We start from the raw sequence: 21,481 nt of genomic DNA, 5'->3' as shown, positions 1-21,481 counted from the left end.
CGCTGCTCACTCGTCATAGGTCACTTCGACAGAATCCGAGAGCGGATGCGCCTGGCACGCCAGGATCAGGCCTTCGTCGAGGTCTTGTTGTTCGAGCACATCGTTGATCTCCATCTCGATGTCACCGGACTTCTTGACCACCGCGCAGGCGCCGCAGTGCCCCTCGCGGCAGGAGAACGGGGCGTCGAGGCCCTTGTCGAGCAGCACGTCGAGCAACTTCGCGCGCCGCGGCCAGGTCAGTTCGTGAGTGGTGCCGTCCAGCGTCACCACGGCGGTCGCGGGGCCTTCGTCGCCGTCGTCGGTGTCGTCGAGCACGACCGCGGCGAACGGATCGGAGTCCAGTGACTTGAACACCTCGATGTGCACGCGTTCGGGCGCCGAGCCGCACGCGGTCAGTGCGTCCTGCGCGGCCGCCATGAACGGGCCGGGCCCGCACAGGAACGCTTCGCGGTCGCGGTAGGGGGCGAGCAGCGCTGCCAGCGCGGATGTGCTCGGCAGCCCCTGCACGGACTCGAGCCAGTGCACCGTGGTCAGCCGGTCAGGGTGTGCGTCGGCGAGTTCGCGCAGCGCGGCGGCGAAGATCACCGAGTCCTGGTCGCGGTTGGCGTAGACGAGGGTGACCTGCCCGCTGCCCTGGGCCAGAGCGGACTTCAGGATCGCCATCATCGGCGTGATGCCGCTGCCTGCGGCCAGGAGCAGGAAGTCGCTGTCGAGGTCGGCGGGCACGAAGGTGCCCGAGGGGGCGAGCACGTGGACACGCATACCGGGGTGCGCGTTGTCGCAGAGCCAGTTGGACGCGTATCCGTCGGCGGTGCGCTTGACCGTGACGGTGAGCGGGTCGCCGGTGAACGGCGAGCTGCACAGCGAGTAGCAGCGGGCCACCGAGCCGGTCCGGTCGCTGGGCACCCGCAGGGTCAGGAACTGCCCGGGCCGGTACCGCAGTCTGTCGGCGGGCACCTCGTCGGTCGCAGTGAACACCAGCGAGCGGGCGTCGGCGGTCTCGTCGATCACCTTCGCGATCTCCAGCTCGAGCACGTGCGCGCCCAAGGGCTCGTCGGTCACAGGCTGCTCTCTCTCCACGTCATCAGAGGGTCATAACTAGAACAGGTTACAGAAATGCATGTCCGCAGGTCCAGCCACCACAGGACGCCGCTACTCGACACAAATCGTAACGTGTTCTAATCTTTGTGCAGGTCCGTACTCCTGGGAAGGCTTGTCCAGTGACGTCCATTGAACAGCGCGACGTGCAGTCAGTTCTCGCCGGCATCGACGATCTTCTGCCGCGCATCGCCAAGCGTGCCCCGGCCGCCGAAGAACTCCGCCGCCTGCCCGACGACACCGTCGCCGAACTCGACGAGGTCGGCTTCTTCAAGCTGCTGCAGCCTGAGCAGTGGGGTGGCCTGCAGTGCGACCCCACGCAGTTCTACGAGGCCGTGCGCCGCATCGCGAGCGCCTGCGGCTCCACCGGCTGGGTGTCCTCGATCATCGGTGTGCACAACTGGCATCTTGCGCTGTTCGATCAGCAGGCCCAGGAAGACGTGTGGGGCGACGATCCCACGGTCCGGGTCTCGTCGTCGTATGCGCCGATGGGGGCGGGCACCGTCGTCGACGGTGGTTACCTGGTCAGCGGCGCATGGCAGTGGTCCTCGGGCTGCGACCACGCCACCTGGGCGTTCCTGGGCGGCCCGGTGATCAAGGATGGCCGGCCCGTCGATTTCGGCAGTTTCCTGATCCCGCGTTCGGATTACCGCATCGATGACGTGTGGAATGTGGTGGGGCTCAAGGCCACCGGCAGCAACACCGTCGTCGTCAAGGACGTCTTCGTCCCGCGGCACCGGTTCCTGTCGTACAAGTCGATGAACGACGGCACCGCCGGCGGGTACGAGACCAACTCTGCGCCGGTCTACAAGATGCCGTGGGGCACCATGCATCCGACGACGATCAGCGCGCCGATCATGGGGATGGCCTACGGCGCGTACGACGCTCACGTCGAGCATCAGGGCAAGCGAGTGCGTGCGGCGTTCGCCGGCGAGAAGTCCAAGGAGGATCCGTTCGCCAAGATCCGGATCGCCGAGGCGGCCAGCGACATCGACGCCGGCTGGCGTCAGTTGATCGGCAACGTCGGCGAGGAGTACCAGCTGCTCCAGTCCGGTCAGGAGATCCCGTTCTCGCTGCGCGCCCGGGCTCGCCGCGACCAGGTGCGCGCCACCAAGCGGGCCATCGAGTCGATCGATCTGCTGTTCGAGGCTTCCGGTGCCACGGCGCTGAACTCCGACCAGCCGGTGCAGCGGTTCTGGCGGGACGCGCACGCCGGCCGAGTGCATGCGGCCAACGAGCCCGAGCGTGCCTACCTGATCTTCGGTAACGACGCGTTCGGTCTCCCGCCCCAGGACACGATGGTCTAGTGACCTCGTTCGCCGCCGAAGCTGCTCAGCAGCAGGAGATCACGTTCGAGTCGACCTCGCGGTACGCCCAGGTCCGTGACGACATGCGATTGCACTACCACGAGGCGGGTGATCCCGAGTCGCCCACGGTGGTGCTGCTGCACGGCGGCGGGCCCGGCGCGTCGAGCTGGTCGAACTTCAGCCGCAACATCGGCGTGCTGGCCAAGCACTTTCACGTGTTGGCCGTCGATCAGCCCGGCTACGGGCACTCCGACAAGCACACCGAGCACGAGCAGTACAACCGGTACAGCTCCACCGCGCTGCTCGGTCTGTTCGACCAGTTGGGCATCGAACGCGCTGCGCTGGTGGGCAATTCGCTCGGCGGCGGTACCGCGGTGCGGTTCGCGCTGGACAACCCGAAGCGGGCCGGCCGCCTGGTGCTGATGGGTCCGGGCGGGCTGAGCGTCAACCTGTTCGCCCCGGATCCCACGGAGGGCGTCAAGCTGCTGGGCCGTTTCGCCAACGATCCGACCCGGGAGAACATCGAGAAGTTCCTGCGCATCATGGTGTTCGATCAGTCGTTGATCACACCGGAGCTGGTCGAGGAGCGGTTCCAGATCGCCAGCACCCCCGAGTCGCTGGCTGCCACCAAGGCGATGGGAAAGTCGTTCGCCGGCGCGGACTTCGAGCTCGGCATGATGTGGCGCGATGTGTACAAGCTGCGGCAACCGGTGCTGTTGATCTGGGGCCGTGAGGATCGGGTCAATCCGCTCGACGGTGCGCTGGTGGCGCTCAAACAGATCCCGCGCGTGCAGCTGCACGTGTTCGGGCAGTGCGGGCACTGGGCGCAGCTGGAGAAGTTCGACGAATTCAACAAGCTGACCATCGATTTCCTCGGAGGGTGACGTCGTGACGATCCGTTCGCTCGGATACCTGCGTATCGAGAGCACCGACGTCGCCGCGTGGCGGGAGTACGGGCTCAAGGTGTTGGGCATGGTGGAGGGCTCCGGCGCCACCGAGGGCGCGCTCTATCTCCGGATGGACGAGTTCCCCGCCCGGCTGGTCATCGTCCCCGGTGAGCACGACCGGCTCCTCGTCTCCGGCTGGGAGACGTCGAATGCGGCTGCGCTGCACGAGGTTCGGCAGCGCCTCGACGTGCAGGGGGTGCCGTACAAGGAGGGCACCGCCAGCGAACTGGCCGAGCGCCGCGTCGACGAGATGATCACCTTCGACGATCCGTCCGGCAACACCCTCGAGGTGTTCCACGGGGTCGCGTTGGAGCACCGCCGCGTGGTGAGCCCGTACGGCCACAAGTTCGTCACCGAGGAGCAGGGGCTGGGGCACGTCGTGCTCACCACCCGCGACGATGTCGAGACGCTGCATTTCTACCGCGACGTGCTCGGCTTCAGCCTGCGCGACTCGATGAAGCTGCCGCCGCAGCTGGTCGGCCGTCCCGCCGACGGCGCCCCCGCGTGGTTACGCTTCCTCGGGGTCAACCCCCGCCACCACAGCCTGGCGTTCATGCCCGGCGAAACCCCCAGCGGCATCGTGCATCTGATGGTCGAGGTGGAGGGCGCCGACGACGTCGGGCTGTGCCTGGACCGGGCCCTGCGCCGCAAGGTCAAGATGTCGGCGACGCTCGGCCGGCACGTCAACGACAAGATGCTGTCCTTCTACATGAAGACACCGGGCGGGTTCGACATCGAATTCGGTTGTGAAGGACTCGAAGTCGACGATCACAGCTGGGTGGCCCGGGAGAGCACCGCGGTCTCGCTGTGGGGCCACGACTTCAGCGTGGGCTTCAAGTAGCAGTGTCCAGCGCACCGATCGACCCGCGCACCTTCCGGAATGTGCTCGGTCAGTTCTGTACGGGCATCACGGTCATCACGACCGTGCACGAAGACGTTCCCGTGGGCTTCGCCTGCCAGTCGTTCGCCGCGCTGTCGCTGGACCCCCCGCTGGTGCTGTTCTGTCCCACGAAAGTGAGTCGGTCCTGGCAGGCGATCGAGGCCAGCGGGAAGTTCTGCGTGAACGTCCTGCACGAGAACCAGAAGGACGTGTCGGCGCGATTCGGGTCTCGCGAACCCGACAAATTCGCCGAGATCGAGTGGTCGCCCTCGCCGCTGGGGTCGCCGATCATCGGGGACACGCTGGCCCACATCGACTGCACGGTCGCGTCGGTGCACGACGGGGGAGACCACTTCGTGGTGTTCGGCGCGGTGCATTCGCTCTCCGATGTGCCGCACAAGAAGCCGCGGCCGCTGCTGTTCTATCAGGGGCAGTACACGGGCATCGAGCCTGACAAGACCACCCCGGCCGATTGGCGCAACGACCTCGAAGCGTTCCTCACCGCCACCACGGACGACACCTGGCTCTGACCGTCGGGCGAATTACATGCCTGTCATTCATCCCCAATGTGGATAACCCTGTGGATGAACGCCACGATCGTGTCCGCGACCTCCCGATGGACGGTCTCGTTGAGGATGTCGTGCCGAGCGCCGGGGAACTCGACGAGCTCGAGCGGAGCGATGGTTTCGGCGTAGGCACGCACCGCGCTGACCGGTGCGATCGGGTCCTGGCCGCCGTGCACGGCAAGTGTCGGCACGGCCAGCGCCGGGAGATCTGCGCCGAACCGGTCCCAGGCCCGATCCAGCTCGCGGGCCAGGGCGCGGCTGTCGGCTTCGACGAAAGCCAGCGGGTCGTTGACCATCGCGTCGAGATAGAACGGATCGGCGGACAGCCACGCAGGGTCCAGATCCAGCGACGTGTCGACGTCGAGCAGTTCGGGCACCGGAACCAGCGGCGCGCCGGAGATGACCGTGCCGGCGTACCGGTCGCCGTGCTCGAGGGCGCGCGCGAGTGTGACGACGGCGCCGTAGGAATGCCCCTGGGCGATCACCGGGATACCGGGGTGTGCCTGGCCGGCGAGTTCGGTCAGGCTCTCGGCAAGTGCCGAGCTGTCCTCGAGGGTGCCGACGTCACCGCGGTCGCCACCGGTGAGGCCGTGGCCGAACTGGTCCACCGCCCACAGGTCGATGCCGGCGGCGTTCAGCGCGAAGCCGTAGCGGTGATACACCCCGGTGTGTTCGCCGAAGCCGTGCAGGAAGACGACCGAGGCACTCGGGTCGGGAACCGCCCAGTGGCGGTAGTAGGCGGGTCCGCGGGGATGGTCGAGGAAGGGCATGGCTCACGCTAAACGGCGCCGAGCAGGACGTCGCGTTGCTCGGTCATCTGGGTCTGGATCGCGTCGACGAGGGCGGCCACCTCGGGGCGCCGCCGCGTCTCGGGCCGGGCGACGAGCCAGTACGCCAGCCGGACCGACACGGTGTCGGTCAGCACCCGTATCAGATCGTCGTGCCGGTCGGCCATGAAGCAGGGCAGCAGCCCCAGGCCTGCGGCCGCTCTGGTGGCTTCGACGTGGACGAACACATTCGTCGAGGTCACCGATTCGCGCATCGCGGGGGCGAAGCTGGTCGCCAGGTCCAGATCGTCGACCTGCAGCATCGAGTCGATGAAGTAGACGAGCGGGAAGTGGGCGAGGTCGGCGATGTCGGCGGGCGGTCCGTGTTCGGCGAGGTAGCCGCGCGAACCGTAGAGGCCCAGGCAGTAGTCGCCCAAGCGTAGGGCGGTGGCCCGGTGGACGCGGGGATCGCTCCCGGGTTCGGCGACCACCACCTCGAGGTCGAGTCCAGAGCGCTGCTGGGTGGCGCGCCGGGTCGCGGCCACGATCTCGACCGCGACCTTCGGGTGCCGGCGTTGCACCGCGGCGGCGGCGGGTGCGGCGATGTAGGCGGAGAACCCGTCGGTGGCCGAGAGTCGGACGACGCCCTCGAGAGTGCGGTTGCCCGACGGGTCGACGGTGAGCGAGCGCACCGCTGATTCGACGGCCTCGGCCGCCGCGAGGGCGTCGCGGCCCAGCTCGGTGAGCTCCCAGCCGCCCGCCACCCGAGCCAGAACGCGTCCGCCCATCGCCTGTTCGAGCGCGGTGATGCGGCGGCTGATCGTCGTGTGGTTGAGGCCCAGTTCCTCGGCTGCGGTGGTGTAGCGGCCCGTACGTCCGACGGCGAGCAGCACGAGCAGGTCGTCGGGGCTGGGCCGGCGTGCTGAGGTCACTTCTGCATTTTTGCAGATCGGCGGTGCGGTTTTGGCCATTGCTGCGATGGGTAGCTGCAGGAATACTCATTGCGATCTGTGGTGGGCGTCACAACGAAGGGGTGTGGATGAGTACGCAACAGGACGGCGGGTCGGTCACGACCGGTCTCAAGCGCGTCGTCGCGGCGTCGATGGCCGGCACTGTCGTGGAGTGGTACGAGTTCTTCCTCTACGCCACCGCTGCGACGTTGGTGTTCAACAAGGTGTTCTTCGCCGAGGGCACGAGTGAGGCCGCGGGTCTGATCGCAGCGCTGCTGACCTACGCGGTCGGCTTCATCGCGCGTCCGCTCGGCGGGGTGGTGTTCGGGCACTTCGGCGACAAGCACGGCCGCAAGAAACTGCTCCAGTTCGCGATCCTGCTCGTCGGCGTGGTCACGTTCCTGATGGGCTGCCTGCCCACCTATGCGCAGATTGGGGTGTGGGCACCGATCCTGTTGGTGCTGCTGCGCTTCCTGCAGGGCTTCGCGGTCGGCGGGGAGTGGGGCGGCGCGGTGCTGTTGGTCGCCGAGCACAGCCCGAGCAAGGATCGCGCGTTCTGGGCGAGCTGGCCGCAGGCCGCGGTGCCGGTCGGCAACATGCTGGCCACCGTGGTGCTGCTGGTGCTCACCGGCACGCTGTCCGACGAGGCGTTCCTGTCGTGGGGTTGGCGCGTGGCGTTCTGGCTGTCGGCAGTGGTCGTGCTGATCGGCTATTACATCCGGACGAAGGTGACCGACGCGCCGATCTTCGTGGAGGCCCAGAACGAGGTCGAGCGGGTCAAGGCGGTGTCCTACGGCGTGTTCGAGGTGCTGAAGCGTTATCCCCGTGGGGTTTTCACGGCCATGGGCCTGCGGTTCGCCGAGAACATCATGTACTACCTCGTCGTCACGTTCTCGATCGTCTACCTCAAGACACATGTGGGTGCCGACACCGGCGACATCCTGTGGTGGCTTCTGGCCGCACACTTCGTGCACTTCCTGGTCATCCCTCAGGTCGGCAAGCTCTCGGACCGGTTCGGGCGTCGCCCGGTGTACATGGTCGGAGCCGCGCTGGCCGCCACATGGGGCTTCTTCGCGTTCCCGATGATGAACAGCGGTGACTACCTGTTGATCATGGCGGCGATCATCTTGGGCCTGATGATCCACTCGCTGATGTACGCGCCGCAGCCGGCGATCATGGCGGAGATGTTCCCGACGCGGATGCGCTATTCGGGTGTCTCGCTGGGCTATCAGGTGACCTCGATCGTGGCCGGCTCACTCGCCCCGGCGATCGCGACCTGGCTGCTCGACGACTTCGGGACGTGGATACCGATCGCGGTGTATCTCGCGGCTGCCGCGGTCATCACGTTCGTCGCCGCGTGGTTCACCCGAGAAACCAATGGTCTCGACCTGAAGTCGCTCGACGAGGCTGACCGTGAGCAGCTCGCCAAGGCGGGCATCGCATGAGTGGGCCGGGCATGAACGAGCTGCAGGGTCGCACCGCCCTGGTGACGGGAGGGGCGAGCGGTATCGGCGCCGCGTGCGCCCGCGAACTGGCGTCCCGCGGCGTGTCCGTCACGGTCGCCGACATCGACGATGTCGGCGCGAAGACGCTGGCCCAGGAGATCGGTGGCACGGCATGGTCGCTGGACCTGTCGGATGTCTCGGCGCTGGAGGACCTGCAGCTCGAGGTCGACATCCTGGTCAACAACGCCGGCATCCAGAGCATCAGCGAGATCGAAGAGTTTCCCCCGGACCGCTTCCGCGCGATGTTGGCGTTGATGGTCGAGGCGCCGTTCCTGTTGATCCGGGCGGCGCTGCCGCACATGTACCGCGAGGGTTACGGACGCATCGTCAACATCTCGTCCATCCACGGGCTGCGGGCGTCACCGTTCAAGGTGGCCTACGTGACGGCCAAGCATGCGCTCGAAGGGCTGTCCAAGGTCACGGCGCTGGAGGGCGGGCCGCACGGCGTCACCAGCAACTGCGTGAATCCGGGCTACGTTCGAACCCCGTTGGTGACAAAGCAGATCGCCGACCAGGCGCGAACACATAACATCCCTGAGGATCAAGTGATCACCGACATCCTCCTCAAGGAGAGTGCGGTCAAGCGGCTCGTCGAGCCGGAGGAGGTCAGCGCATTGGTGGCATGGCTGGCGACACCCGCCGCAGGGATGGTCACCGGGGCGTCGTACACGATGGACGGCGGGTGGAGCGCCCGTTGACGACGACGACCGAGACGCCGCAGTGGGTGCCCTCCGAGGACGACATCGCCCGCGCGCGGGTCACGGATTTCGCGCGGTTCGCCGAGCGGCGGACCGGGGGTGCCTATCCCGACTACCAGGCCCTGTGGCAGTGGTCGGTCGACGACCTCGAAGCGTTCTGGTCGGCGCTCTGGGACTACTTCGACCTCGGTGACCGCGGTTCGACCGTCCTCGAGAGCACCGAGATGCCTGGCGCGCAGTGGTTTCCGGGAACCACCTGCAACTACGTCGACGCAATCGTGCGCAACGCCCGGTCCGATCGCCCGGCGATCATCTCGGTCAGCGAGGGCGGACCGGACCGTGAGATGTCGTGGGATGAACTGCTCGGGCGCACCGCGGCGTTCGCGGAGAAACTTCGTGCCGGCGGTGTGGCTGCCGGCGATCGCGTGGTGGGCTACCTGCCCAACATCGCAGAGGCGGTCATCGCGTTCCTCGCGACCGCCAGCATCGGCGCGGTGTGGAGTGCCTGCGGTCAGGACTACTCGGCCAAGGCTGCGCTGGATCGGCTCGGCCAGCTGGAACCCACGGTGCTCGTGGCTGCCGACGGCTATCACTTCGCCGGCAAGTACCGCGACAAGCGTGCTGACGTCGCGGCACTGCGCGAGGGACTGCCCACGCTGAAAGCCACGTTCACGCTGACCGATCTCGAGGAGGTCAGCGCGCGTGGCCTCGACAGCGAGGCCGTGCCGTTCGATCATCCGCTGTGGATCCTGTTCTCCTCGGGCACCACGGGATTGCCGAAGGGAATCATGCACGGCCATGGCGGGGTCGTGGTGGAGCACCTGAAAGCCGTTGCACTGCAGTCTGACATCGGTTCCGAGGACACGTTTTTCTGGTACACCAGTCCCAGTTGGATGATGTGGAACTTCCAGGTCGCCGGTCTTCTCGTCGGCGCCACGATCGTCTGCTACGACGGCAGCCCCAATGCTCCCGAGCCCGACGCTCTCTGGGGCATCGCGGCGCGCGTCGGTGCGACGGTCCTGGGCACCAGCCCCGGATACGTGCTGGGCTGCATCAAGGCTGACGCCGACCCCGCACAGACCCACGACCTGTCGGCCCTGCGCAGCATCGGCATCACCGGCTCGTCGCTGCCGGCGTCGTCGTCGCAGTGGCTGGCAGACCATGTCGGAGTGCATGTCGCCTCGATCAGTGGGGGCACCGATGTGGTGTCGGCATTCATCGGTGGCGTGCCCACCGTGCCGGTGTGGCCCGGCGAGCTGTCGGCACCGTTCCTCGGCGTGGCACTCGATTCCTGGGACGAGGCGGGCACTCCGGTCCGCGGCGAGGTCGGTGAGCTCGTCGTCACCAAGCCGATGCCCTCGATGCCGATCGCGTTCTGGAACGATCCTGACCAAAGCCGTTACCGTGAGGCCTATTTCGACACCTATCCGGGGGTGTGGCGGCATGGCGACTGGATCACGATCACCGATCACGGCAGCGTGATCGTGCACGGCCGATCCGACTCCACCCTGAACCGCCATGGCATCCGCATGGGCAGTTCCGACATCTACCAGGCCGTCGAGGGTCTCCCCGAGATCGCCGAGGCGCTGGTGATCGGCGCAGAACAACCGGACGGCGGATACTGGATGCCGTTGTTCGTGGTTCCCGCCGAGGGTGTCGAGCTCGATGACGCTCTGCGGCAACGCATCAACGATGTCATCCGCACCGAGGTCTCGCCTCGTCACGTGCCCGACGAGATCATCGTCGCGCCGGGCGTGCCGCACACCCGCACCGGTAAGAAGCTCGAGGTCCCGATCAAGAAACTGTTCCAGGGCCGCGACGCAGCCACGGTCGTCGACCGCAGCGCCATCGACGATCCCGATCTCCTGGACTGGTACGTCACGCAGCGTCGCGACTGACCAGGTCGATCGCGAGTACTCCCTCGACCACGCTGTAGCGGCGGGCAGGCGGTGGTCCGGGGAGTGGTGGTGCGGTGGAGTGGTAGGTGGCGCCGGTGGGGGTGGTGTAGTCGGCGCTGTGGCGGCCCTCGGCCTCGCGGGTGGTGACGGTCCAGCCAGGGGCTTCTTTGGCGTAATTGCAGGCTTCGCAGGTGCCGAGCCCGTTCAGAGCAGACGTCTTCCCTCCCCGGCGGGCGGGGGTGGCGTGGTCGTGGTGGCGGATCGGGGCGTCGCAGTAGGGGGTGCGACAGGTCTGATCGCGCAGCCCAATGAACGCGGCCAACCCTTTCGGGAAGATCCGGGCCCGGGATTCCATCGCGACCAGTTGGCCAGAACTCGGATGCCGGTAGAGCTTCCGCAGGGTGGCCCTCGCCGACTCATCAGCCACCGCATCCGACACCAGATCCCGCACGACCGCGGCCGGGACGGGCCCGTAACCCTCGATCCAGCCGGGACTGGTGTCGTCGCCGACCAGGGTGGTGTCGGCCATGATCAGGTTGACTGCGATCGGCACCGGTGTCTCGGCCGGGCGGGCGGTCACTCGGTGGTAGAGGGTGTCGGTCATGACCTGTCCACGGGGTCGGCCGTCGCCGCACAGATCTGCTTCCCGGCGCAGTGCGGCGTAGACCCCGATGCCCTGGGCCAGCGGCATCAGCGCGGTCAGGTACACCATGCCGTTCGGCGCGGGCCGGGTCGACATCCGCGCGGATGCCGCTGCGCGTTCTTTGCGTTGCACGACGGCGGCCGCGTCGAGGCGCGCGGTGATCGCCGCGGCGGCGGCCTCGATGCGCGCATTGCCCAGTCCCACGAGTGCGTCGGTGTCGGCGCACAGTTCCCGGTCCAGTGCCCGCCGGTCCTCGACCATCAGGCAGGCCGATTGTTTGACGATCAGCGTGGCCCGGTATTCGGTCAACAACCCGGCTTCCAGCGCGGCCAGCGTGTAGGGCATCTCGTGCACCAGCGCCTGGGCGAAGCCGAGGTGCTGATTCCCGCGGGCCGGCGAATCCGCCCGTGCCAACGCCACTTCCGAAGCCAACCCCCGCCCGCGCCGTCGCAACGGCATCCCCACCTCAGCCTCGGCGGCGCGGCGTTTCTCGGCCCATGATGCGGTCGCGCGGACCTGTGTCGCCGCAGCCTGGGCCTTCAGTTGTTCGCAGCGGGTCACGACCTCGCGCAGCTCAGCCTCCGAGGCCGAACCATCGAAATCGAACACCTGTGCGAACATGATCCCGACGCTACACCCGACCTCCGACAGGTGGGCTGTGCAGGAACATCGTCACCGCAGCCACGCACCGATGCGCCGCAGCGCCTCGTCGATGTCGGAGGTCGGGCCGGCGAAAGACAGTCGCACGGACGCGCCACCGCGCACCGTGTCGAAGTCGACTCCCGGCGCGATCGCGACGCCGGTGTCGGACAACAAGTCCGAACAGAACTGCAGGGAATCCGTCGTCAGCTGCGAGACGTCGGCGTAGACGTAGAACGCCCCGTCGGCCGGCGCGAGTCGATCGATGCCGATCGCTCGCAGCCCGTCCAGCAGCAATGTGCGGTTGGCGCCGTAGCCGTCGAGCAGCGCTTCCGCCTCGGCGATGGACTGGTCGGTGAAGGCGGCAACAGCCGCCATCTGAGGCAGTACCGGTGGGCAGATGGTGAAGTTCCCCGTCAGCCGGTCCACCGCCCTGCGCAACTCCTGCGGAACCAGCAGCCAGCCCAGCCGCCAGCCCGTCATCGCGAAGTACTTCGAAAAGCTGTTCGCCACAACGGCTTCTCGGGAGGTCTCCCACGCGCAGCTGGTCTCGGGCGCACCGGGGTAAACCAGGCCGTGGTAGACCTCGTCACTGATCAGGCGCACACCGGATTCGGCGCACCACCTCGCGATCGCCGCCAACTCGGCCGGCGGGATCACGGTCCCGGTGGGGTTCGCGGGACTCGCCACGATCACGCCGGCGATCGGCGGGTCGAGGGCGGTGAGCATGTCCAGAGTCGGCTGGAAGCGCGTGTCAGGGCCGCACGGCAACTCCACGACTTCGCAACCCAGCGCGGTGAGGATGTTGCGATAGCAGGGGTATCCGGGGCTGGCGATCGCAACGCGGTCACCTGCGTCGAAACAGGCCAGGAACGCGAGCAGGAACCCGCCCGAGGAGCCGGTGGTGATCACGACGTCGTCGGGGTCGACAGTCAGGCCGTGCCGATGGTCGTAGGTCGCGGCGATCGCAGCACGTAACTCGGGGATGCCGAGTGCGACGGTGTAGCCGAGACGATCGTGATTCAGCGCGGCGATGGCCGCCTCGCGAACGGCCGCCGGCGCGCCCGCGCTGGGCTGGCCGGCGGACAGGTTGACCAGATCGCCGTGCGTGCGTTGGCGCTCCGCCGCGGCGAGCCAGACATCCATCACGTAGAACGGCGGGATGCCGGACCGCAGCGAAACGCTCATGCCGCCAGGCTAGAACAGTTCCGATTCGAGGCGGCGTACCTGTTCACGCGGCGCTCCGAGCAGCTGCGCGCTGCCATGGGCGCGTTTGAAGTAGAGCTGGATGTCGCTCTCCCAGGTGATCGCGATACCACCGTGCATCTGCACCGCCTCGGCCGCGACACCGGAGAGCGCCTCGCTGGCGGCCAGCCGCGCCCGCGCCGCCGACACCGGTGAGGGTGCCGCGGTGTACTCGGAGACGGCCTCGTCGACGATCGCACGGGCCGTCTCGACCGCGACGTACTGGTCAGCCATCCGGTGCTTGAGCGCTTGGAAGCTTCCGATCGGCCGGCCGAACTGGACCCGGTCCTTGGTGTAGGCGACCGTCAGATCCAGGCAGCGCGTCGCCGCACCCACCTGCTCGGCCGCAATGAGGATCGCCGCCATGTCGGCCAGCCCGGGGTCGGGTCCGAGCACCGTGGTGTCGGAGGGCTCCAGCGCTGCGAGCGGACGGGTGATGTCCATCGCCGTCACAGCGGTGGTGGTGAAAGTCCGCCAGTGCGTCAGGTTTTCCCCATCGGCGGCGATCACGACATCGGCCGTGTTGCCGTTGATCACGTACCCGGGATCGAACACGACGGTGCCGATCGAACGACCTTCGGTGAGCGCCTCGAGGAGATCTGCCGGTGGTTCGGGCAGCGAGAGCAGAGCGAGTTCGGCGAGCGTGGTACCCAGTAGCGGCGTCGGCACCAGCCGCTTGCCGAGTTCGCCGAGCACCACGGCCGCGTCGGCGAGTTCGCCGCCTGCGCCGCCGAGTTCCTCGGGCACCACCAGGGCTGCGGCACCGACCTGTTCGCACAGCATCGACCACAGTGCCTCGTCGTACCCCCGTTCGGACGCGGCCGCCGCGCGTACCGCCTCGGGAGAGGCGTGTTTGTCGACGAGCGCTGCGACGGTGTCGCGCAACAACTCCCGTTCGTCGGTCGATGTCACAGTGCCTCCAACACTCGTCGACGGTGCCACGTGGGGTCGCCCCAGGCCGATCGCAGCGCCTGAGCCCGGAGCAGCAGCAGCGACAAGTCGTGTTCCTGGGTGTATCCGATCGCGCCGTGGGTCTGCAGCGCCGAGCGGGCGGCGAGCAACGCCGCGTCGGCGGCGGCGACTTTCGCGGCGCTGACGTCACGCGCGGTGTCGGGGGAGCCGTCGGCCAGTGCCAGCGCGGCCCCGTACACCAGGGGGCGCGCCATCTCGACGGCGATCAGCACGTCGGCGAGCTTGTGTTTGATCGCCTGGTAGGTACCGATGACAGTCCCGAACTGGCTGCGCTGCTTGGCATAGGAGACCGACGCGTCCAGCATGGCCTGCGCGGCCCCCACCAGTTGTGCGGCGGTGGCGAGCGCGCCGAATTCGAATGCGCGCTCCACGTCGGCGGGGCGCGTGTCACCGCTCGCGGTCACCTCGAACAGGTGGCGGGCGGGGTCGACGGATGCGTGCCGCTCGCCGGGCGTGGCCTCACCGACCGCGCCGTCGGCGACCAGCAGCACCAGCCCGGCGGTGTCCGCGTCCACGGCGCGGGGAACCTGTGGAGGTGCGGCGACGGTGGCGACCACCTCGCCCGCGGCCAGTGCGCCGGACCGCTCGTCATCGGCGAGCAGAATCGGTGCGACCGCAATCGATTCGGTGACCGGCCCGGGAACGTTCCACCGGCCCAGCCGCTCCAGTGCGACCACGAGGTCGACGGGGTGAGCGTCGATGCCGTCGAACTGTTCGGACACCATCAGAGCGGTCACGCCCAGGTCGGACAACTGCGCCCAGATCTTGCGGCCGGGCGCGGTGTCACCGGCCGCCCACGCGCGCACGGCGTCGGGGATGTTGGCCGCGCCCAGGGCGGCATCGATGCTCGCGGCGAAGTCCCGCTGCTGTTCGTCGATCTCGAAATTCACGTCTCGTCTACTTTCGGGGCAGGCCCAGCAGCCGCTCGGCGATGATGTTGCGCTGGATTTCGTTGGTGCCCGCATAGATCGGGCCGCCGAGTGCGAACAGCAGGCCCTCGGTCACGCTGTCCATCAGCTCGCCGTCGGCGCCTCGGAGGTCAAGTGCGGTCTGATGCAGTGCGACGTCCAGGTCGGACCAGAACACCTTGGTGATCGACGACTCGGCGCCCAGTTCGCCGCCGGCGGCCACTCTCGTCACGGTGCCGAACGTGTGCAGTCGGTAGGCCTGGGCCTTGATCCACGCATCGGCCACACGATCGGTGAACTCAGGCTTTGGATCACTCTTCCATTGCTGCACAAGCCGTTCGGCGGGAGCGAGGAAGCGGGCCGGGCTGCGCAGCGACATGCCGCGTTCGTTGCTCGACGTGCTCATCGCCGCGCGCCAGCCGTCGTGCACGCCACCGATGACGTCCTCGTCGGGCACGAACACGTCGTCGAGGAAGATCTCCCCGAAGCCGGTCGCGCCGCCGAGTTGGGCGATCGGTCGCACCGTCACACCGTCGGCTTTCAGGTCGAACATCACGTAGGTCAGACCCTTGTGCCGCTGCGCCTCCGGATCGGAGCGGAACAGTCCGAACGCGCGCTCCCCGAACACCGCGCGCGAACTCCAGATCTTCTGCCCGTTGAGCAGCCAGCCGCCGTCTGTGCGCGTTGCGGTCGAGCGCAGCGACGCCAGGTCGCTGCCCGACTCGGGCTCCGACCACGCCTGCGCCCAGATCTCCTCGCCGCTGGCCATCTTCGGCAGGATGCGCCTCTGTTGCTCTTCGGTACCGTGCGCGAACAGTGTGGGTGCGAGCATCGAGGTGCCGTTGGCGCTGGCTCGCCCCGGCGCACCGGCACGGAAGTACTCCTCCTCGAAGACGATCCACTGCAGAAGTGTGGCGTCGCGGCCGCCGTAGCTCTGCGGCCAGGTGATCACCGACAGGCCGGCGTCGAAGAGGATCTTGTCCCAGCGCCGGTGCTGTTCGAACCCCTCGGCGGTGTCGTAGGACTCGGTGGGGAAGTCCGCGGTGTGGGCGGTCAGGAACTCGCGCACCTCGGCGCGGAACGCCTCGGTGTCGTCGTCGATGTTGAGGTCCATCAGTTCCTTTCTCGCAGTTGTGGTTTGACGACCTTGCCACCCGGGTTGCGCGGCAGCGCGTCGAGGAACTCCACCGTGCGCGGGGTCTTGAAGTTGGCGAGGTGGGCGCGCGCGTGGTCGATCACCGTCTGGGCGTCCAGTTCGGTTCCTGGCAGCGTCACGACGAAGGCCTTGCCGACTTCGCCGAGCCGCTCGTCGGGCACTCCGATGACCGCGACTTCGGCGACGCCGGGCAGCCGCGCGAGGACCTGCTCGATCTCGGCGGGGTAAACGTTGAAGCCACCGCAGATGTACATGTCCTTGAGCCGGTCGGTGATCTTCAGATTGCCCGCCTCGTCGAGCTCACCGACGTCACCGGTGTGCAGCCAGCCCTCGGCGTCGATCGCCGCCGCCGTCGCCTCCGAGTCGTCGAGGTAGCCGAGCATCACGTTGGGCCCGCGCAGCAGCACCTCGCCCTGCTCACCGATTCGCAACTCGAAGTCGGCGATGGGGCGGCCCGACGTGGTCGCGACGGTCACCGCGTCGTCGTCGGCCCGGCACATCGTCCCGAACCCGGCCGCCTCGGTGAGCCCGTACGCGGTGAGCACGATGTCGATGTCGAGCTCTTTCTGCATCCGCTCGATCAGCACGACCGGAATGGTGGCGGCACCCGTGACCGCGAAACGTAGTGAGCTGAGGTCGAATTCGGCACGACGCGGATGGTCGAGAAGTGTTTGATAGATAGTCGGCGGCCCGGGTAGCACGGTGATGCGGTGCTCCTCGACCGCCTGCATCGCGGTCTCGGGGTCGAAGGTCAGGGCCGGGAACAGCGTGGCGCCGGTCTGCAGGCAGGCCAGGATGCCGGCCTTGTAGCCGAAGTTGTGAAAGAACGGGTTGATGCAGAGGTAGCGGTCGGCGCTGGTGAGCTGGCCGCACGCCGCCCACGCCGCCGACGCGTCCAGGGATTGCCGGTGCGCGCAGCGCACGCCCTTGCTCCGTCCGGTGGTGCCGGAGGTGAACAGGATGTCGGAGACGTCGTCGGCGCCGACGGCGGCCGCGCGGGCGTCGACCGCGGCCAGATCCGTCCCGGTGGCGACGAACTCCTCCCATGTCCCGTCCTCGGCATCGACCGGGATGCGCACGATGTCCCGCAGCTCCGGAAGGGCCGAGCGCTCGATGCTCGCGGCCTTGTCCGAGCCGAGGAAGTCGCCGGAGGCGAACAGCAGCGGCGCGGCGGTGCGCGCCAAGATGTCGGTGGCCTCACTGGTGGTGTAGCGGGTGTTCAGTGGGACGAGGACCCCACCGGCATGGTGGATGGCCAGGCAGGCCACCACCCAGTGCCAGGTGTTCGGCGACCAGATCGCGACGCGATCGCCGGGGGCGATGCCTGCTGCGAGCAGGGCGGCCGCGGCTTGGCGGACCTCGGTCCGCAGCTGCGCGAACGTCAGTGTCTTGGTGGGTGTGACCACGGCGGGGTGGTCGGGGAGTTCGCGAGCGATGTGGTCCAGAACCGCGGGAGTGGTTCTCGCGGCGGTGGTCATGGAACTCCTTGGGGATCGGTTACCCGAGCAAGTGCTTGGTAGGTTAGCCTACAGGGGTGATTGAGGTCCAGGAGTTCAGGGCGCAGGTCCGCGACTGGCTGGCCGAGAACCTGGTCGGCGACTATGCGGCACTCAAGGGGTTGGGTGGCCCCGGTCGGGAGCACGAGGCCTTCGAGGAGCGGCTCGCGTGGAACCGCCATCTGGCGGCCGCGGGTCTGACGTGCCTGGGCTGGCCGGAAGAGCATGGTGGCCGCGGGTTGTCGGTGGCGCACCGCGTCGCGTTCTACGAGGAATACGCGAAGGCCGATGCGCCCGACAAGGTCAACCACCTCGGTGAGGAACTGCTCGGGCCCACGCTGATCGCGTACGGCACGCCCGAGCAGCAGAAGCGGTTCCTGCCGAAGATTCTCGACGTCACCGAATTGTGGTCGCAGGGCTACTCCGAACCCGGTGCGGGCAGCGATCTGGCCAACGTGTCGACCACGGCCGTGCTCGACGGTGACCAGTGGATCCTCAACGGACAGAAGGTGTGGACGTCGCTGGCGCACTGGGCGCAGTGGTGTTTCGTGGTGGCGCGCAGCGAGAAGGGCTCCAAGCGGCACGCCGGCCTGTCCTTCCTGCTGGTGCCGCTGGACCAGCCCGGCGTCGAGGTTCGCCCGATCATCCAGCTCACCGGCGACTCGGAGTTCAACGAGGTGTTCTTCACCGACGCCCGCACCGATGCCGACCTCGTGGTCGGGGAACCGGGTGACGGGTGGCGCGTGGCGATGGGATTGCTGACCTTCGAGCGTGGCGTGTCGACACTCGGGCAGCAGATCCGTTATGCGCGTGAGCATTCGAACCTCGTCGAGCTGGCCAAGAAGGTCGGTGCCGCAGACGATCCACTGATCCGGGAGCGGCTCACCCGCTCGTGGGCGGGGCTGCGGGCGATGCGCTCGTTCGCCTTGGCGACGATGGACGAAGAACGCCCGGGACAAGATTCGGTGTCGAAGTTGCTGTGGGCCAATTGGCATCGCGAGCTGGGGGAGATCGCGATGGACGTGGTCGGTGTGGCGGGCCTGACGCTGCCCGAGGGAGAATTCAGCGAATGGCAGCGGCTGTTCCTGTTCTCCCGCTCCGACACCATCTACGGCGGCTCGAACGAGGTGCAGCGCAACATCATCGCCGAGCGGGTGCTCGGCCTACCGAGAGAAGGGCGGCCCTGATGAGCGCTTGCGCGAAGAGGAGACGATCAGCGTGACCGACTTGTCCGTCGCCCCGGCGGAGATCGAGGGGCACAACCTGCTGACCGGCAAGGTGGTCCTGGTCACCGCCGCGGCAGGCACCGGGATCGGGTCGACGACGGCGCGGCGCGCACTGGCCGAAGGTGCCGACGTCGTGGTCTCCGACTATCACGAACGCCGCCTGGGCGAGACGCGCGACGAGCTCGCCGCGCTCGGTCTGGGCACGGTCCACGCCGTGGTGTGTGACGTCACCTCGACCGCGGCGGTCGACGGGTTGTTCGCGGAGGCGGTCGAGAAGGCCGGCCGGCTCGACGTGCTGGTCAACAACGCAGGGCTCGGCGGTCAGACCCCGGTGATCGACATGACCGACGACGAGTGGGACCGGGTGCTCAACGTGACGCTGACCTCGGTGATGCGGTCGACGCGCGCAGCGCTGCGGTACTTCCGCGACGCCGGCCACGGCGGCGTGATCGTCAACAACGCCAGCGTGCTGGGCTGGCGTGCGCAGCACTCTCAATCCCATTACGCCGCAGCCAAAGCCGGGGTCATGGCGCTGACGCGGTGCAGCGCGCTCGAGGCGGTCGAGTACGGCGTGCGCATCAACGCGGTGTCGCCGAGCATCGCCCGGCACAAGTTCCTGGAGAAGACGTCGAGCTCTGAGCTGCTCGACCGGCTGGCCCAGGGTGAGGCGTTCGGCCGGGCGGCCGAACCGTGGGAGGTCGCGGCCACGATCGCGTTCCTGGCCAGTGACTACTCCAGTTACCTCACCGGTGAGGTGATCTCGGTGTCGAGCCAGCACCCATGAGCGCCGGGGCCACGAACACCCGTCGCGACGAGCTTCTCGCACTCGCCGCGACGATGTTCGCCGAGCGCGGGTTGCGCGCCACCACCGTGCGCGACATCGCCGACTCCGCCGGAATCCTCTCGGGCAGCCTCTACCACCACTTCTCGTCGAAGGAGGAGATGGTCGACGAGGTGCTGCGCGGCTTCCTCGACTGGCTCTTCGAGCGCTACCGGCAGATCGTCGAGACCGAACCGAATCCGCTCGAACGGCTCAAGGGCCTGTTCATGGCGTCTTTCGAGGCCATCGCCACCCGGCACGCGGAGGTCGTGATCTACCAGGACGAGGCCAAGCGGCTCTCGGCGCAGCCCCGGTTCTCCTACGTCGAGGAACGCAACAAAGAGCAGCGCAAGATGTGGGTCGACGTCCTCACCCAGGGGATCGAAGAGGGGCATTTCCGTCCCGACGTCGACGTCGACCTCGTCTACCGATTCATCCGCGACACCACCTGGGTGTCGGTCCGGTGGTACCAGCCGGGCGGTCCGCTGACCGCCGAGGAGGTTGGCCGGCAATACCTTTCGATCGTTCTGGGTGGCATCACCCCGACAGAAGGAGTCCACAATGGCTGAAGCGTTCGTCATCGACGCGGTCCGCACCGCGATCGGCAAGCGCAACGGATCGCTGGCCGGTGTGCATCCGGTCGATCTCGGTGCCGCCGGGTGGCGCGGCCTGTTCGACCGTAACGACGTCGACCCGGGCGCCGTCGACGACGTGATCGCCGGATGTGTCGACGCGATCGGCCCGCAGGCCGGCAACATCGCGCGGCTGTCGTGGCTGGCGGCCGGCTTCCCCGAGGAAGTCCCCGGTGTGACCGTCGACCGCCAGTGCGGATCCAGCCAGCAGGCCATCTCGTTCGGCGCGCAGGCGATCATGTCCGGCACCGCGGACCTCATCGTCGCCGGCGGCATGCAGAACATGAGCCAGATCCCGATCAGTTCGGCCATGACCGTCGCAGAACAGTTCGGATTCACCTCTCCCACCAACGAATCCAAGAGCTGGCTGCACCGCTACGGCGACCAGGAGATCTCCCAGTTCCGCGGGGCCGAGCTGATCGCCGAGAAGTGGGACATCAGCCGTGAGGACATGGAGCAGTTCGCGCTGACCAGTCATCAGCGCGCCCAAGCCGCGATCCGGGCCGGCCACTTCGACAACGAGATCCTCGAGGTGGACGGCTTCCGGGTGGACGAGGGACCACGCGACACGTCGCTGGAGAAGATGGCCACCCTCAAGACCTTGGTCGACGGTGGCCGGCTGACCGCGGCGATGGCGAGCCAGATCTCCGACGGCGCCAGTGCGGTGCTGCTCGCCTCAGAGCAGGCGGTCAGGGACCACGGTCTGAAACCCCGTGCGCGCATTCACCACATCAGCGCCCGCGGCGCCGATCCGGTGTTCATGCTGACCGGTCCGATTCCCGCCACCCGCTACGCGCTCGACAAGGCCGGGCTGACAATCGACGACATCGATACGGTCGAGATCAACGAGGCGTTCGCGCCGGTGGTGCAGGCCTGGCTCAAGGAGACCAAGGCCGACCCCGAGAAGGTCAACCCCAGCGGCGGGGCGATTGCGCTCGGTCACCCGCTCGGTGCCACGGGCGCAAAGCTTTTCGCCACCATGCTGAACACGCTGGAACGCACCGGGGGTCGTTACGGCCTGCAGACGATGTGCGAGGGCGGCGGCACCGCCAACGTGACCATCATCGAGCGGCTCTAGTTTTCCGGCGTGGGGCCCACGAAGTAGGGGACAGACACAATCTCGAGTGA

The 21,481-nt window shown here is 67.8% G+C and carries 20 protein-coding genes; 11 read left to right on the top strand and 9 right to left on the bottom strand.

From position 1 onward, the window contains the following. Positions 1-6: 6 nt before the first annotated feature. Positions 7-1,062, bottom strand: a complete 1,056-nt coding sequence (locus ACZ50N_RS23315) for a 2Fe-2S iron-sulfur cluster-binding protein (RefSeq protein ID WP_464473872.1) — start codon at positions 1,060-1,062, stop codon at positions 7-9. A gap of 158 nt (positions 1,063-1,220) precedes the next feature. Between ACZ50N_RS23315 and hsaA the strand changes: the two genes are divergently transcribed. The 4 genes from hsaA to hsaB are packed head-to-tail and all read left to right on the top strand — an operon-like array spanning position 1,221 to position 4,762. Next, complete coding sequence (hsaA, locus tag ACZ50N_RS23310; RefSeq protein ID WP_046362880.1) at positions 1,221-2,405, top strand: 3-hydroxy-9,10-secoandrosta-1,3,5(10)-triene-9,17-dione monooxygenase oxygenase subunit; 1,185 nt, start codon at positions 1,221-1,223, stop codon at positions 2,403-2,405. Next, entirely contained in the window at positions 2,405-3,289 is an 885-nt protein-coding gene (gene hsaD / locus ACZ50N_RS23305) for a 4,5:9,10-diseco-3-hydroxy-5,9,17-trioxoandrosta-1(10),2-diene-4-oate hydrolase (RefSeq protein WP_048421869.1), read from the top strand. Before hsaA ends, hsaD begins: the two co-directional genes overlap by 1 nt. A gap of 4 nt (positions 3,290-3,293) precedes the next feature. Next, positions 3,294-4,193: an iron-dependent extradiol dioxygenase HsaC gene (gene hsaC / locus ACZ50N_RS23300; RefSeq protein ID WP_464473871.1), complete on the top strand. Its 900-nt coding sequence runs from the start codon at positions 3,294-3,296 to the stop codon at positions 4,191-4,193. Positions 4,194-4,195: 2 nt separating this feature from the next. Next, positions 4,196-4,762 carry a 3-hydroxy-9,10-secoandrosta-1,3,5(10)-triene-9,17-dione monooxygenase reductase subunit gene (gene hsaB, locus ACZ50N_RS23295; protein ID WP_046362883.1) on the top strand — a complete coding sequence of 189 codons (567 nt, stop codon included), beginning with the start codon at positions 4,196-4,198 and terminating at the stop codon, positions 4,760-4,762. Positions 4,763-4,785: 23 nt separating this feature from the next. On the opposite strand, the gene ACZ50N_RS23290 is transcribed toward hsaB, so the two are convergent. After that, positions 4,786-5,568, bottom strand: a complete 783-nt coding sequence (locus ACZ50N_RS23290; RefSeq protein WP_048421866.1) for an alpha/beta fold hydrolase — start codon at positions 5,566-5,568, stop codon at positions 4,786-4,788. Positions 5,569-5,576: 8 nt separating this feature from the next. Continuing rightward, complete coding sequence (locus tag ACZ50N_RS23285; protein ID WP_464473870.1) at positions 5,577-6,536, bottom strand: LysR family transcriptional regulator; 960 nt, start codon at positions 6,534-6,536, stop codon at positions 5,577-5,579. A gap of 68 nt (positions 6,537-6,604) precedes the next feature. Here ACZ50N_RS23285 and ACZ50N_RS23280 point away from each other — a divergent pair, with 68 nt between their 5' ends. From ACZ50N_RS23280 to ACZ50N_RS23270, 3 genes are read left to right on the top strand one after another with little or no spacing between them, the layout of a single operon-like run. Then, positions 6,605-7,960 (top strand): MFS transporter, encoded by a 1,356-nt coding sequence (locus ACZ50N_RS23280; protein ID WP_046362887.1) that lies wholly within the window; start codon positions 6,605-6,607, stop codon positions 7,958-7,960. Positions 7,961-7,971: 11 nt separating this feature from the next. Continuing rightward, the gene (locus tag ACZ50N_RS23275; protein WP_110797920.1) at positions 7,972-8,718 is read left to right on the top strand and encodes a 3-hydroxybutyrate dehydrogenase; all 747 of its coding nucleotides are present in this window, start codon (positions 7,972-7,974) and stop codon (positions 8,716-8,718) included. Continuing rightward, complete coding sequence (locus ACZ50N_RS23270; RefSeq protein ID WP_464473869.1) at positions 8,715-10,616, top strand: acetoacetate--CoA ligase; 1,902 nt, start codon at positions 8,715-8,717, stop codon at positions 10,614-10,616. The genes ACZ50N_RS23275 and ACZ50N_RS23270 overlap by 4 nt, the downstream gene beginning before the upstream one ends. Here the strand turns inward: ACZ50N_RS23270 and ACZ50N_RS23265 are convergent. From ACZ50N_RS23265 to fadD3, 6 genes are read right to left on the bottom strand one after another with little or no spacing between them, the layout of a single operon-like run. Beyond that, the gene (locus tag ACZ50N_RS23265) at positions 10,597-11,880 is read right to left on the bottom strand and encodes an HNH endonuclease (RefSeq protein WP_464473868.1); all 1,284 of its coding nucleotides are present in this window, start codon (positions 11,878-11,880) and stop codon (positions 10,597-10,599) included. The two genes, ACZ50N_RS23270 and ACZ50N_RS23265, sit on opposite strands and share 20 nt — an antisense overlap. Before the next feature lie 51 nt (positions 11,881-11,931). Further along, complete coding sequence (locus ACZ50N_RS23260; RefSeq protein WP_133414514.1) at positions 11,932-13,086, bottom strand: pyridoxal phosphate-dependent aminotransferase; 1,155 nt, start codon at positions 13,084-13,086, stop codon at positions 11,932-11,934. Between the two features lie 9 nt (positions 13,087-13,095). Then, positions 13,096-14,055, bottom strand: a complete 960-nt coding sequence (gene ipdE2, locus ACZ50N_RS23255; protein WP_133414513.1) for an acyl-CoA dehydrogenase IpdE2 — start codon at positions 14,053-14,055, stop codon at positions 13,096-13,098. Beyond that, on the bottom strand, positions 14,052-15,005 hold the full coding sequence (locus ACZ50N_RS23250) for an acyl-CoA dehydrogenase family protein (RefSeq protein ID WP_464473867.1): 954 nt from the start codon (positions 15,003-15,005) through the stop codon (positions 14,052-14,054). The genes ipdE2 and ACZ50N_RS23250 overlap by 4 nt, the downstream gene beginning before the upstream one ends. 7 nt (positions 15,006-15,012) lie before the next feature. Beyond that, positions 15,013-16,137 (bottom strand): acyl-CoA dehydrogenase family protein, encoded by a 1,125-nt coding sequence (locus ACZ50N_RS23245; protein ID WP_073682837.1) that lies wholly within the window; start codon positions 16,135-16,137, stop codon positions 15,013-15,015. After that, a complete protein-coding gene (fadD3, locus tag ACZ50N_RS23240; RefSeq protein WP_133414511.1) occupies positions 16,137-17,657 on the bottom strand; it encodes a 3-((3aS,4S,7aS)-7a-methyl-1,5-dioxo-octahydro-1H-inden-4-yl)propanoate--CoA ligase FadD3 in 1,521 nt (506 codons plus the stop codon). Before fadD3 ends, ACZ50N_RS23245 begins: the two co-directional genes overlap by 1 nt. A gap of 56 nt (positions 17,658-17,713) precedes the next feature. Here fadD3 and ipdE1 point away from each other — a divergent pair, with 56 nt between their 5' ends. The 4 genes from ipdE1 to fadA6 are packed head-to-tail and all read left to right on the top strand — an operon-like array spanning position 17,714 to position 21,431. Further along, entirely contained in the window at positions 17,714-18,862 is a 1,149-nt protein-coding gene (gene ipdE1, locus ACZ50N_RS23235) for an acyl-CoA dehydrogenase IpdE1 (protein ID WP_133414510.1), read from the top strand. Between the two features lie 31 nt (positions 18,863-18,893). Further along, positions 18,894-19,685, top strand: a complete 792-nt coding sequence (gene ipdF / locus ACZ50N_RS23230) for a (5R,7aS)-5-hydroxy-7a-methyl-1-oxo-2,3,5,6,7,7a-hexahydro-1H-indene-carboxyl-CoA reductase (protein ID WP_048421927.1) — start codon at positions 18,894-18,896, stop codon at positions 19,683-19,685. Next, positions 19,682-20,290, top strand: a complete 609-nt coding sequence (gene kstR2 / locus ACZ50N_RS23225; RefSeq protein ID WP_046362808.1) for a TetR family transcriptional regulator KstR2 — start codon at positions 19,682-19,684, stop codon at positions 20,288-20,290. The genes ipdF and kstR2 overlap by 4 nt, the downstream gene beginning before the upstream one ends. Next, positions 20,283-21,431 (top strand): steroid 3-ketoacyl-CoA thiolase FadA6, encoded by a 1,149-nt coding sequence (gene fadA6 / locus ACZ50N_RS23220; RefSeq protein ID WP_464473866.1) that lies wholly within the window; start codon positions 20,283-20,285, stop codon positions 21,429-21,431. The genes kstR2 and fadA6 overlap by 8 nt, the downstream gene beginning before the upstream one ends. The last annotated feature ends 50 nt before the right edge of the window (positions 21,432-21,481 follow it).

The organism is Mycolicibacterium obuense, assembly GCF_055397605.1.
The sequence above is the reverse complement of the archived record's forward strand: the minus strand, read 5'-3'. Positions and strand labels throughout refer to the sequence as shown.